This is a genomic window from Colwellia polaris (assembly GCF_002104515.1).
Classification (GTDB): domain Bacteria; phylum Pseudomonadota; class Gammaproteobacteria; order Enterobacterales; family Alteromonadaceae; genus Cognaticolwellia; species Cognaticolwellia polaris.
Genome location: NZ_NBOE01000007.1, coordinates 1 through 13,140 on the forward strand (window position 1 = coordinate 1; position 13,140 = coordinate 13,140).

Genomic DNA, 13,140 nt, shown 5'->3' on the forward strand with positions numbered 1-13,140 from the left:
GTGCATATTTGGGGTGACATTCGTGATGGTTTTCTTCAAAATAGGTAGTACATTCATGGCGTTTTCTGATTGTTTTTGTTTGGCGATAGATCTGATCACCAAACGTCATGAATGTTCCATTTTTTTTATATTAATTGATTGATATTTATCAATTAGTTGTGGGGATAGGTCAGTATCTGACCCTACTTTATAAAATCAATTAATGTGTATCTGACCCTACATTATATTAATAGCTGTGGGGCAGCTCCACTTATTTGGTGGGACCTATATTATTGAGAAACGCTGATATTTTTTTGGGATCGCTCAGGCTCTAGGTTCAATGAAGGTAGCGATATAAGTTCTAAATATGTGACTGATAAATACCATGCTATCAGTAGTTGAACACCATCCATAAATTCGGTTGGTATCGTATTTAAGGGCAATCAAGAATTTAGTTTACTTAACCTAAATGCACCTAAAAATTTATCCGTGTTTTAAAGGTAAAACAGCCTAATTAATAAATCATAATTCTTTAGGGTAAAGTTTGTTAAATTACAGGTTTTTTAATAGTTCCTGTAAAAGAAAAGTCGTATAATAAGCACTCTTTCAGCAAAGCAGAAATTTTCATGAAAACATCTTGGTATCGTGAGCCTTGGGCTTGGTTTGTCTTTATATTACCTTTTACTGCCGTTGTCGCCGGTATTGCCACTTTTATTATCGCCAACACGGATCCCGATCCACTAGTGGTTGGAGATTACTATAAAAAAGGTAAAGCGATAAACTTAGAGCTAGGTAAAGTTAAGCAAGCACAAAAGCTAGGTATGAGTTTTGGTTTGAAGCTTGTTGATGATCAATTAACTATTCGCCCTACCGGTATTGAAAAAACCTTTCCATTATTAAATGTTAATTTTTTTCACCCAACAATAGCAGAAAGAGACTTCTACTTAGCATTAACAGCTGACGCTAATGGTAACTTTACCCATTACTTTGAAGCTGACCAAAATGTTACGGGTAAATGGCGAGTAACCATTAGTCCATTTGAAAACCACTGGAAAATTCAAAACGTGATCACCCTACCTCAATCTGATTTTATTGCCATAAAACCTGATCTGACTGTAGCAAATTAATTAGCCGGTATTAGTGAGCATAAATTAATGAGCAACGTTTGTTTCCACTGTGATGAAGTCGTTCCCAAGGGCATTAACTTAACAACTCGTATTGATAATATTGATCAACCAATGTGCTGCATTGGTTGCCAAGCGGTTGCCCAAACTATTGTTGATAACAATTTAACTGATTATTACCGTTTTCGCAGTGCGCCAGCTCAAAAAGGTGAAGTATTAATTCCTGAGCAATTACAACGCAACGAAATACTTGATGATGAAAGCTTACAAAATGAGTTTGCTTATTATCATGATGGTTTTAAAGAAACTATTTTAACCATTGATGGCATAAGCTGTTCAGCCTGTGCCTGGTTAATTGAAATGCAAATAAGTAAGCTCGAGGGCGTTAATAAAATTAATGTTAACGCGACAACTCAACGCGCTACAGTGCAATGGCAAGAAAGCCAAGTAAAGCTGAGCGACATACTGAGTTTAATCGATAAAATTGGTTATCACGGTTTGCCTTTTAAGGCGAGTACGGCTGAAAAAAACAATAATAAACAAGCGAAAAACTTTATCAAACGGTTAGGCATTTCGGGCATTTTAATGATGCAAGTAATGATGATCGCTTTTGGTTTATACTTTGGCGCTTTTTCCGATATGACCGAACACAATGTAATGTATTTGCGTTGGGCAAGCTTTTTCTTGACGCTTCCTATTGTTAGTTATGGCGCCTTCCCATTTTATAAAAGTGCCTTCTTTGCTTTAAAAGCACGCCAACTTTCGATGGACGTTCCTGTCTCTATTGCGATTATTTTAGCTTTTATGGCTAGCTGTTGGGCAACATTTACGCAGCAAGGTGAAGTGTACTTTGAATCAGTGTCTATGTTTACCTTTCTACTGCTTATTGGTAAATTTCTTGAGTTTAGAGCCCGCAGCCGCGCCGCTGATGTTTCAGCAAATTTATTAAAATTAATGCCAATGACCGCGACTAAAATTGAGCAAGGTATTGAGCAATTTATTTCAGCCAATTATTTAAAAGCTGATGATATTATTTTAATTAAACCCGGTGAAACCATTCCGGCTGATAGTGAAATATTAACAGGCACAAGCCAAATTAACGAAGCTATGTTGTCTGGCGAGCAACTGCCCCTGAAGAAAACCGCTTTAGATAACATTTTTGCCGGTACCATTAACGGCGATGGCAATTTAACGGCAAAAGTTAAACATAATAATCAAGAGTCGTTTTTAAGTCAGCTCATTCGACTGAGTGAAAATGCACAAAGCCATAAACCTAAATTAGCCAAGTTATCAGATAAAATTGCTCAATATTTTGTTGCGCTAATTCTGATGACGACCATAGCAACGGCAATATACTGGCTAAATCATGATCCAAGCGAAGCATTTTGGATCACCTTATCGGTTCTTGTCGTTACTTGTCCTTGTGCATTGGCATTAGCAACACCAACAGCGCTTACCTGTGCAACTACGCAACTTAATCGTAAAGGTATTATGATTAAGTCTGCCCATGTGCTTGAAACTATGCCTGAAGTTAATGCTATTTCATTTGATAAAACAGGAACATTAACTACAGGTGAGTTCACTATTGTAGATGTAAAAACTTATGGTGAATACTCAAACGAAGCGACGCAAGAAGGACGACAACAAGTGCTTGCCATAGCGGCAGCGCTTGAAGCACATTCGGCTCACCCATTAGCAAAAGCTTTTAGCCCATTTCGTGATCATAACCAAATTACCAGCCAAGTTGTGGTTGCCCCTGGCGCAGGTATTTCTGGTGAAGTAAATAACCAACATTACCGCATTGGTAAAAGTTCTTGGCTTTTAAGTGCTAATGAACACTCAGCTTTTAGTGCGCAGTGTGTATTAATGCAAGGTGAAACATTAATCGCTGAATTTTACTTGCATGATGGCTTACGAGAAGATGCTAAAGCGTTAATCGATTTTCTTTACCAACAAAACATTGAAACCAGCATGCTTTCTGGTGATCACCTGCAAGGCTGCAATAAATTACAATCAGCATTAAACCTTAACAAAGTGCATGCAAATCTCTCAGCACAAGACAAAGTTAACACCATAAAACAGCAACAAAGTACTCATACGGTTGCCATGGTTGGCGATGGCGTTAACGATAGTCCGGTATTGGGCGCAGCTCATTTGTCTATTGCTATGGGTAGCGGTACTGATATTGCTAAAAATGGCGCAGATGTGATATTACTCAATAATAAACTTAAGGGTGTACAAACCTTGCGTGAAGTTGCTATTCGCACCACTCGTATTATTAAGCAAAACTACCTTTGGGCTTTTGGTTATAATGCTATTGTTTTACCGCTAGCGGTTACGGGCCATATAGCGCCTTACATGGCGGTTATCGGTATGTCGGCCAGTTCAATTTTAGTGGTAACAAATTCATTAAGGCTGTTAAAAAAATGAGTATAATTTACGTATTAATTCCCATTGCCGTATTACTCACTGCAATTGGTATTTATCTGTTTTTTTGGGCGGTAAAAACTGAACAGTTTGATGATTTAGAAAAACAAGGCATGAGTATTTTATTTGATGATGAAAATGATAAAGCCAAGCAAAATACCCTAAAGAATAACGAGTTGAATGAAACAGAAACGTCAAAGCAACAGCTAAAAAACCAGACTCATGACACTTGATTTTTTTTCTGCCTTTATTATTGGTCTGCTCGGCTCTGGCCATTGCATTGTAATGTGTGGTGGCATTAGCACTATGCTAACTACTGCTATTTCTGAACAAACTCGCCATAAAAAATTCGCCATTGTATTTGCTTATAATTTTGGTCGTATTGCTTCCTATAGTTTACTTGGCGCTATTGTGGCATTTACCAGCTCTATGGCAGCTAAAAACATCGGCTTTCCTGTTGTTATATTAAAAACTATCGCCGGTATTTTTTTAATTTTGTTAGGACTATATTTAGGGCAGTGGTTAATGTGGTTGAGCCGCATAGAACATTTAGGAAAAAATATTTGGCGTTATATATCGCCACTGACTAAAAACTTTATACCCATTAAGAACGTTAAAAGTGCCTTCGCTTTAGGTGCATTATGGGGATGGCTACCCTGCGGCTTAGTTTACTCAACTTTAACTTGGTCTTTAGCAAGCGCCGATACCCTCAATGGTGCTTTGATCATGTTTTTCTTTGGTTTAGGTACTTTACCTGCTTTAATGTCAATTTCACTAGGCACGTTCAGTGTTAAGTCTTTATTAACTCAGCCACTATTTAGAAAGCTATCTGCCATTTTGGTGATTTCATACGGCATTTATTCTATACTTATTGCATATAGCTAACGCATCTAATATGGTGTTCAGCATGGAAATTTTTATAGGTTATTATGAATAATAAATCGTGTGCCGACCAACAACATATTCACTGCCAAAACTGCAGTATCAGTGAATTGTGCTTACCATTTTCACTCAATAATCAAGAGTTAGAGACTTTAGATAATATTATTGATCGTAAGCTGCCTATCCAAAAAGGAGAGCAGCTATATAACGACGGTCAACCAATGCAAGCGCTTTACGCTGTGCGCTCTGGCACATTCAAAACATATACGATTAACAAACAAGGAGAAGAGCAAATTACTGGCTTTCATTTGGCTGGGGATTTGCTCGGATTTGACGCCATAGCGAATGCGAAACACCCAAGTTTTGCTAAAGCACTAGAAACCTCAATGGTTTGCGAAATACCTTATAATACACTCGATACGTTATCTAATAGTATGCCAAAATTAAAAAAACAAATTTTGCGTATGATGAGCACTGAAATTCGCGAAGATCATGAAATGCTAACATTACTTAATCGTAAAAATGCGGAACAACGCCTGGCCACCTTCTTTAGTACTTTAAGTAGTCGCTATCACGCGCGTGGTTTATCGGCCTCTGAATTTCGTTTGTCTATGACACGTAATGATATTGGTAACTATATTGGTTTAACCGTAGAAACCATAAGTCGTTTACTTAACCGCTTCGATAAAAATGGCTTAATTGCTGTTAATGGTAAACTTATTACCATCGTAAATATTGAAAAATTAAATGAGTGTGCCGCGCTGTAAAATAAAAACTCAGCGTTTTCTCACGACTTTATTATTCAACAATTTACCGCTATGCTTAACATAATATAGTTTATAAAAAATGATAATAATTTGATTTAAAACAAGTATTATCTTTTCAAAATAGATTATTGTTAATACATTAAGCAAGGTTATTAACTGTGTGGTTTGGCCTAATACCATCAGGCAAAGATAAGGAATTAACTATGGAAAAGTATCAAAAAATACTCGCAATTGTTGACCCAACAACAGAAGATCAAAAAGCGTTAAAGCGAGCAATAGAATTAGCACGCAAAACGGGTGCAAGTATCACTGCATTTTTGACCATATATGACTTCTCTTATGAAATGACTACAATGCTTTCAGGCGATGAACGCGAAGCTATGTGTAAATCGGTTATTAATGATCGTACACAATGGTTAGAGTTTATGATTGCTGAGTTAGATGTTTCTGGTATTACTGTTGATTGTAAAGTTATTTGGCATAACCGCCCTTTTGAGCAAATAATCGCACAAGTTATTGATCATGGTTATGATATTGTCATCAAGGGCACGCATCAACACGATAAATTAAAGTCCGTTATATTTACCCCAACCGATTGGCATATTTTACGTAAATGCCCTTGCCCTGTACTGCTAGTGAAAGAACATTTATGGCCTGAAGACGGTAATATTATTGCTGCATTAAACATTGGCAGCGAAGAAGAAGAACATAAAGCCTTAAACGATAAAATCACGGCAGAAGCCAAACAGTTAGCCAAAGTAATGAAAGCAAACTTACACTTGGTAAATTCGTTTCCTGGCACTCCGGTAAATATCGCCATAGAGATTCCAGAGTTTGATGCTAATGATTATAACCTTGCTATGCTCAAGCATCATGAAGAGGCAATGTTAGAGCATGCAGCCGCTTTTAATATCACTGAGGACTACACCCATATAAAAGAAGGGTTACCTGAAGATATTATTCAAAGTGTTGCTGAAGAAATAGATGCGGAACTCGTTATTTTAGGTACTATAGGCCGCACAGGTTTATCAGCCGCGCTAATCGGCAATACCGCTGAACATGTTATTGATCGACTAAATTGTGATGTACTGGCATTAAAACCCGAAGGTTACGTTTCTCCTTTGGATGTTAAATAAAGTTACTGAAGTTCATTACTTATAAAAATACGTCATCCACTGATAATACAATTCTTTGGTTGACGTTTTTTCTCAGCACTTCACATTTAGCACTTCACATTTAGCACTTCATATTTAGCTTTAGCAGCTGACTTCTAGCAACTTGTACACAGCACATTACTCCTAGTAATACCAATTGATTTAATGAATCGTTCAATTTTAAACGAGGATAAATTTTCAGTAGCAAGGCGCTTGATTGATTCTTACATGGATGTAAGTCATTAGAGCAATGCAGGAGCATATTGTCGACCAATAGCAGGCTATTGGGATTGAAAGCAACGTAGATACTGGATATTTAAACCGCTTTAGAATGATCGATTGTTTATATCAATTGGTATAAACCGCACTTATACCTTGTTTACTTACAAATTGTACGTTAATTAACTTCACTTATTAGCCGCTGTTTTTTCTACTATTTGTCTTCGAATATATTTTACGTTATAACTATAATTTACCGTTCCCGTTAGGGTTTTAGCGTTGCAGATAAAAAAGCCACTTACTCATATTCTTTATTGCATTAGTACTTTGTTAATAATGCCCGTATTGCTTATACAAGCAGTTTGGGTTCGCCTTAGTATGATAAAGCTACCTGAAGCATTAGGTGAGCGTTCAGGCACTGCAGGTAGTGGTAAAAAGATTAACTTATTAATTATAGGTGATTCTGCCTCGGCCGGTGTTGGCACAAAAGAACAAAAAAATGCCTTATCAGGTCAGTTAGTTGCGAACCTTGCGACTACCAACACCGTTAATTGGCAGTTAGTCGCTTCGACAGGCTTAACATCAACAGCCTTAATAAATGAAATTGAGAATATCAAAAGCCAAAGAGTTGACTTTGTTTTAGTATCTATTGGTGTTAACGATGTTACGGGCTTAACAAAGCAGCACCAATGGGTTAGTAATATCAAGACTATTGTAGACTTATGTAACGTCAAATTTGATAACCCAAAAGTTTTGATGACAGCGCTTCCGCCTATGCATTTGTTCACTGGCTTACTACAGCCCTTGAGATGGTGGTTAGGATTAAGAGCGAAAAAGCTTAATGAATTAATGATTTTAGCAACAGCTGATAATAGCCAATGCTGCATTCTGAGCATTAACATCCCTTTCACGCCAAAATATTTAGCTAAAGATGGTTTTCATCCATCATCACTTGCTTATAGTATTTGGGCGGAACAAGCAGCAAAGGCATTAAAACCATCGACTTAAAATAGATAAATAATTTCACTAAGTTCAACTTTGTTCAAGCTGTGACTTCCGCTATACTACGCGCCAATATTTATCAGGAAATTATTATGAGCGCAGTTTTAACATCAGCCCTAACGCCAAGCCAAAACACTCAACTAGACAAGCTTGAAAAGCGCCTTCGACGTCATGTTGGTCAAGCCATTGCTCAATATAATATGATTGAAGATGGCGATAAAATCATGGTCTGTGTGTCGGGTGGCAAAGACAGCTATGCCATGCTTGAGATATTAATGCGTTTAAAAGAGTCGGCCCCGATTAATTTCGACTTAATTGCGGTAAACCTTGATCAAAAACAACCCGGGTTTCCTGAGCACATTTTACCAAATTACCTTGAGTCAATAGGGGTGGCTTACCAAATTGTTGAAGAAGACACTTATTCTATTGTAAAAGAAAAAATTCCTGAGGGTAAAACCACTTGCAGCCTATGCTCTCGCTTACGCCGTGCATTATTGTACAAAGCCGCTAAAGCATTAGGCGCCACTAAAATTGCACTTGGCCATCATCGTGACGACATGGTAGAAACATTAATGCTGAATATGTTTTACGGTGGTAAGTTAAAATCAATGCCCGCTAAGCTCGTATCTGACAACGGTGAACATGTTGTTATTCGACCACTAGCATTCTGTAAAGAACAAGAGCTAATTCAGTATGCGGCATTAAAACAATTTCCGATTATTCCTTGTAATTTGTGTGGTTCACAACCTAATTTACAACGCCAAAACATTAAGGCCATGCTACAAGATTGGGATAAAAACCATCCAGGGCGCATAGAGTCAATGTTTACTGCTATTAAGAATGTTGTACCTTCACATTTATGTGACAGTGAACTTTTTGACTTTAAAGGCATTAACGCAAACTCTGGCATTATTGATGGCGGCGATACCGCTTTTGATCAAGAAACATTTACGTCAGCAGCGCCAGAAAAAACAGCCGTTAATATACAAGCAGCAGATTTATTAAACGTAACTGAAATTAAGTAAGCGCAACGATTTATCAACAAATTATCTTTGATAACGTCAAGTAACTTATAATATATTCTGACAACTACATGAGCTCAGTCAGCAATATTAACCTTAACTTACGATTAATAATTTAACTTTTTAGTCTAGGTAAGGCTAGAAAAAGACTGGATTTTATCTTCGGCTCTGAATAATTATGGAACTCGCCGCTCGGTATTATATATATTACGAACGGCATAACCATGTAAAGCGTCCCCTTTTACAATGCTTAGAAGCTTTACATGGAAAACATTAATGATTTTGTTTAATCGTTGCGCCAAAGTAAGGTCGATTATGTCGGATCATTTCTGTCAGTTCTAACACATAATCAGCACCACGTTCAGAATATGCGGTTAATCCTGTTGCCAGTATTTCGGGCACTAAGGGTTGGTTTTGTTCTCTTAATTGGCCACGAATAATCCTGAATACGCTATAAGCACGATGAGTATTTATGTTATGCAAATAGCGCTCAACACCTTGTTTCACCGAGCTGTAAGCCGCAACTTCATGTGCGGCACCAGAGTTACGGCTATTCGGCACCATGCCACAGCCTTCGCTATAACACCAAACACCGAAAAAATTTAAACCAATTCTAGCAAATCGAGAAGTACCCCATGCAGACTCATTGGCTGCTTGCACTAAAACAAGCGCTTGCGGGATCACATCGACTTTAAGTTGAAGTTCGTAAAGCTGCTTTAATAGTGAAAACTTTTTACTGACCTTATAATCGTTGACTAACTTAGCCACTAACGCTTCATCTTCAACACTAAAGGGTTGCTCTAAAGTTAACTGCTCGATTAAACGTTCTACCTCTGCACGCTTAGCCAATATTTTTTTATTTTCGGCAGTAACTGCAGGTTTAATAAAAGCAAAAAATTTACGTTTTTTCTCTTTTACATCGCGGATCTTAGCAAAGTTGGGTAACTTAACATCATGCAGAGGCTTCTCTACCTTTTTAATGACTTTTTTAATGACTTTTTTTGGCGCTGTTATTTCATTCGAACTACTGATACTGATCTCTTCTAGCTTTAAAAAAGTAAAAGGTGCCACTAGCCCTGCGCCCAACAGCACTAAACATATAAGCCCTAAAATTTTTTTCTTTTTAATATTAACCAAAACAATTACTCCTTGTGCAGCTACTTTTAGTATAGAGCACCGTCTACTTTACTCTACTTAAGGAAGCGGTTGTCTTACGCTGAAAATGTGTCATTCGTGTTGTTATTTTTTTGTGCTTCGGCTTGCATTTGTAAACCAAATATTTCGCGATATAAAATTCCTTTCACATTGTAAAAAAGCGGCGCTAAATAAGCCAAACAGAAAAGAAAAAATGCGATAGCAACAAAACCTAACTCTGAAGCACCTGCAGCGGCTACAGGTAAAGCGGCAACCATGACAGCCAAGGCTAGAATTAAGTAAATTGAAAATATTTTAAACCATTGAAAACGTGTAGCCTGAATGCTTACCGTTATGGCTTTTAACGGTGACATTTGCTTTTCTACCACTAAAGGTAAGACTAACGATAATGCCACAGCTAAAAATATACCGGGTATATAGAACAAAGCTAAACCCATAGTAACTAAAGTAGAGGTGAGTAAGGCGCTAACCGCTACCCAACTACCGCGTTTAAAAAAACCAAAAATCAATTTTGGTTTGGTTTTCAAACCAACAGAGTGAAATACGCCCATCATTTCTACACCAACAATAAAGGGGTAAACCACTAAAGTAACGATAATATTAAGTAAAGTGGCAGACTGCTGGTCTTGAATCGCAACTTCTATACCACCGAGTTGGCTACTGACTATAATTGACACTAACATACCGATAACAAGGCAAGTCAGTAACCCTAAATTAATTGACATGCGCGACTTTAAGGTTAATTGCCACGCTTCTTTTAATATTGCTACTACATCAAGAGAATATTCGCCTTTTACAGCTTCTTCAACGCTACCACCAACTTTTATAACAGGAAGTTTTTCCACAAAAATATACCTAATGAGTAAGCGCACAAGTGACGCTTATATCTAAATTGTTGCCAGTATATCGTAATTCAAAGTACGGTGTGAATAGCAAAGAAAAGTTATTAGCAATATGAAAACTAAGCAGGATTTTTAAGTTGATTTAATCTTTGCTAACTATTGCTAATTTTATGTAGTAAAGACTGAAAATATTTTGCTCCCATTTTTTCAGCTAAGGCAATATTATTTTCAGGAATAGCTTCAGGGTTTTTATATACACTGAGCACGCGTTCCATGCTTTGCTCGCGAATTAAGTGCAATGTAGGGTATGGAGAACGGTTGGTATAGTTACTGGCATCATCGTAATCAGCATCAGCAAAGCAGTATTCTGGATGAAAGGTCGCTATTTGAAATATCCCTTCAAAGCCATGTTCAACAATAAGATCATTGCTGTCATCAACCAAATCAAGAAAACGGTTAAAATCTCTAAAACCATCACTGTAAATTAACAAACTTGTTTCAATGGCTGGATTATCATTTAAGTAATGACATTGCGCTAAAAACTCAACTAAAGCAGTTTTTAGCTGTGCTTTCTCACTTACATGATAATGAATGGTTTGGTTTACAAACTCTTTCTTAGCAAATGGGCAGAAGTTCAGGTTGATAATAACCTGAGTTAACCATTGCTTGGTTTGCTCTATTTCATGTATTACCGTCATAAAATTTTACTCAATTTTTCTCTTTCTTTATTCATACTGAGTAGCAAGTCGTAGAAAAGCTATTCACTGTTGTCTGATTGTTGTAATTGCCACATTCTATAATAATGGCCTTTTTCAGTGATTAAATGCTGGTGTGTACCCTGCTCGACAATTTCACCTTGTTGCATAACAATAATATTATCAGCATCGACAATAGTTGATAAACGATGTGCAATAACCAAGCTAGTTCTATGTTCTGCAACTTCTTTAATGGCACGTAATATGGCTTGTTCTGACTGGCTATCAAGTGAAGATGTTGCTTCGTCGAACACTAAAATTTTCGGGTTCTTCAAAATAGTACGCGCAATTGCAACACGTTGTTTTTCACCACCTGATAACTTTAAGCCACGCTCTCCAACTATAGTTTCAACGCCTTCAGGTAATCTTGAAACAAAGTCAGATAAATGTGCTAGTTTGAAGGCATTATGTACGTTTTCAGCACTTGCCTCTGGTGCTCCATATTGTACATTTTCAAAAAGCGTATCATTAAATAACACAGTATCTTGTGGCACTATGCCAATATTTTTTCTTAATGAGTGCTGTGTAACAAGACGAATATCTTGTCCATCTACGGCTATTTTACCGCTGTCACAATCGTAAAACCTAAATAACAACTTCACTAGTGTTGATTTTCCAGAGCCACTTTCACCGACTACAGCAACCTTTTGACCTGCTTTTATGGTAAACGATATGTTTTTAATAATAGGCCTTTTAACATTATAGGCGAACGATACATCTTCAAATTTAATTTCCGCCTGCGTTAGGTTTAATTCGCTAGCCTGTGCATTGTCTTCTACTTTAGGTTTTCTTAGCATCAGATCAAACATTTGCTCTATATTGGCTAATGAACCTTTAATTTCACGGTAAACAAAACCTAGAAAGTTCAACGGAATAAATAGCTGCATCATAAAAGCATTGATCAAAACAAAGTCACCTAAGGTCATTTTCTCGTGGGTTACTTGGTAGGCAGCTAAAGCTAACATTGCGGTCATTGCACACGATATAATCAACGCTTGGCCACCATTTAGGGCAAATAAAGATAAACGATTCTTCATTTTTGCCTGTTCCCAGTTAGCTAATTGGCTATCGTAAGATTTTGCTTCAAAGTCTTCATTAGTAAAATATTTAACGGTTTCATAATTTAGTAGGCTGTCAATTGCACGCGTGTTACTCGATGAATCTGCCTTGTTGGCTTCTCTTATAAAACGAGTTCGCCAGTCTGTTGCATACACTGAATAAGCAACATACAACACGATAGAAGATAAGGTAATGAGCGCAAACCAAATACCATAGTTAAAAAATAAAATCCCCACGACCATGGTTATTTCTATTAAGGTGGGAATAATATTAAAGACCATAAAGCGCATTAAAAAATTAATGCCGGTGGTACCTCGATCTATATCACGCGATAAGCCACCCGTTTGACGATTTAAATGAAAGTCTAAATCTAATTTGTGTAGATGTTGAAAAACTTTTAAACCAATACGTCGGATTGCCCGTTCGGTAACTCGACCAAATAAAGTGTCACGAATTTCAGCAAAAAGTACGATGGTTAATCTGACCAACCCGTATGCCCCAACTAATGCAAATGGCACAAGGTAAATACGGTTTTCTTGTTGTTTATCTAAAATATCAACAATGTCTTTAAGAATAAATGGCAGGTAAACACTGGCTACTTTGGTTAACACTAAACAAGCTAAGGCAAAAAATATACGCGCCTTAAATTCAAATAAATAAGGCAATAGCAATTTAACTACATGCCAATTAAAAGTAGTAACTTCATGTTCACTATGATGTGATGATCTGCGCATGTTTGTGGTTAACTTCCAA

The 13,140-nt window shown here is 37.1% G+C and carries 12 protein-coding genes; 8 read left to right on the forward strand and 4 right to left on the reverse strand.

The window, feature by feature from the left end:
* Nucleotides 1-605: 605 nt before the first annotated feature.
* From B6A32_RS11970 to ttcA, 8 genes are all read left to right on the forward strand, one after another.
* Nucleotides 606-1,106, forward strand: a complete 501-nt coding sequence (locus B6A32_RS11970) for a FixH family protein (RefSeq protein WP_085304351.1) — start codon at nt 606-608, stop codon at nt 1,104-1,106.
* Between the two features lie 27 nt (nt 1,107-1,133).
* Entirely contained in the window at nt 1,134-3,533 is a 2,400-nt protein-coding gene (locus B6A32_RS11975; protein WP_085304353.1) for a heavy metal translocating P-type ATPase, read from the forward strand.
* On the forward strand, nt 3,530-3,763 hold the full coding sequence (ccoS, locus tag B6A32_RS19450) for a cbb3-type cytochrome oxidase assembly protein CcoS (RefSeq protein ID WP_085304355.1): 234 nt from the start codon (nt 3,530-3,532) through the stop codon (nt 3,761-3,763). The genes B6A32_RS11975 and ccoS overlap by 4 nt, the downstream gene beginning before the upstream one ends.
* On the forward strand, nt 3,753-4,415 hold the full coding sequence (locus B6A32_RS11985; RefSeq protein ID WP_085304357.1) for a sulfite exporter TauE/SafE family protein: 663 nt from the start codon (nt 3,753-3,755) through the stop codon (nt 4,413-4,415). Before ccoS ends, B6A32_RS11985 begins: the two co-directional genes overlap by 11 nt.
* 44 nt (nt 4,416-4,459) lie before the next feature.
* Nucleotides 4,460-5,179 carry a fumarate/nitrate reduction transcriptional regulator Fnr gene (fnr, locus tag B6A32_RS11990; protein WP_085304359.1) on the forward strand — a complete coding sequence of 240 codons (720 nt, stop codon included), beginning with the start codon at nt 4,460-4,462 and terminating at the stop codon, nt 5,177-5,179.
* A gap of 203 nt (nt 5,180-5,382) precedes the next feature.
* The gene (uspE, locus tag B6A32_RS11995) at nt 5,383-6,315 is read left to right on the forward strand and encodes a universal stress protein UspE (protein WP_085304361.1); all 933 of its coding nucleotides are present in this window, start codon (nt 5,383-5,385) and stop codon (nt 6,313-6,315) included.
* Between the two features lie 615 nt (nt 6,316-6,930).
* A complete protein-coding gene (locus B6A32_RS12000) occupies nt 6,931-7,560 on the forward strand; it encodes an SGNH/GDSL hydrolase family protein (RefSeq protein ID WP_158088484.1) in 630 nt (209 codons plus the stop codon).
* An 86-nt stretch (nt 7,561-7,646) separates the two neighbouring features.
* Complete coding sequence (gene ttcA, locus B6A32_RS12005) at nt 7,647-8,579, forward strand: tRNA 2-thiocytidine(32) synthetase TtcA (RefSeq protein WP_085304365.1); 933 nt, start codon at nt 7,647-7,649, stop codon at nt 8,577-8,579.
* A gap of 270 nt (nt 8,580-8,849) precedes the next feature.
* Here the strand turns inward: ttcA and B6A32_RS12010 are convergent, their stop codons facing one another.
* The 4 genes from B6A32_RS12010 to B6A32_RS12025 all read right to left on the reverse strand — a co-directional run bounded on the left by B6A32_RS12010 (nt 8,850) and on the right by B6A32_RS12025 (nt 13,121).
* Complete coding sequence (locus B6A32_RS12010) at nt 8,850-9,713, reverse strand: glucosaminidase domain-containing protein (RefSeq protein WP_233131409.1); 864 nt, start codon at nt 9,711-9,713, stop codon at nt 8,850-8,852.
* A gap of 74 nt (nt 9,714-9,787) precedes the next feature.
* The gene (locus tag B6A32_RS12015; protein WP_085304367.1) at nt 9,788-10,576 is read right to left on the reverse strand and encodes a hypothetical protein; all 789 of its coding nucleotides are present in this window, start codon (nt 10,574-10,576) and stop codon (nt 9,788-9,790) included.
* A 149-nt stretch (nt 10,577-10,725) separates the two neighbouring features.
* Entirely contained in the window at nt 10,726-11,271 is a 546-nt protein-coding gene (locus tag B6A32_RS12020; RefSeq protein WP_085304369.1) for a DUF1415 domain-containing protein, read from the reverse strand.
* Between the two features lie 59 nt (nt 11,272-11,330).
* The gene (locus B6A32_RS12025) at nt 11,331-13,121 is read right to left on the reverse strand and encodes an ABCB family ABC transporter ATP-binding protein/permease (protein WP_085304371.1); all 1,791 of its coding nucleotides are present in this window, start codon (nt 13,119-13,121) and stop codon (nt 11,331-11,333) included.
* Nucleotides 13,122-13,140: the final 19 nt, after the last annotated feature.

Excerpts from the sequence above, each read along its gene's own strand:
- B6A32_RS11985 (WP_085304357.1), top strand. The coding sequence starts at position 3,753 with ATGACACTTGATTTTTTTTCTGCCTTTATTATTGGTCTGCTCGGCTCT.
- uspE (WP_085304361.1), top strand. The coding sequence starts at position 5,383 with ATGGAAAAGTATCAAAAAATACTCGCAATTGTTGACCCAACAACAGAA.
- B6A32_RS11970 (WP_085304351.1), top strand. The coding sequence starts at position 606 with ATGAAAACATCTTGGTATCGTGAGCCTTGGGCTTGGTTTGTCTTTATA.
- B6A32_RS12025 (WP_085304371.1), bottom strand. The coding sequence starts at position 13,121 with ATGCGCAGATCATCACATCATAGTGAACATGAAGTTACTACTTTTAAT.
- fnr (WP_085304359.1), top strand. The coding sequence starts at position 4,460 with ATGAATAATAAATCGTGTGCCGACCAACAACATATTCACTGCCAAAAC.
- ttcA (WP_085304365.1), top strand. The coding sequence starts at position 7,647 with ATGAGCGCAGTTTTAACATCAGCCCTAACGCCAAGCCAAAACACTCAA.
- ccoS (WP_085304355.1), top strand. The coding sequence starts at position 3,530 with ATGAGTATAATTTACGTATTAATTCCCATTGCCGTATTACTCACTGCA.
- B6A32_RS12000 (WP_158088484.1), top strand. The coding sequence starts at position 6,931 with ATGATAAAGCTACCTGAAGCATTAGGTGAGCGTTCAGGCACTGCAGGT.
- B6A32_RS12020 (WP_085304369.1), bottom strand. The coding sequence starts at position 11,271 with ATGACGGTAATACATGAAATAGAGCAAACCAAGCAATGGTTAACTCAG.
- B6A32_RS11975 (WP_085304353.1), top strand. The coding sequence starts at position 1,134 with ATGAGCAACGTTTGTTTCCACTGTGATGAAGTCGTTCCCAAGGGCATT.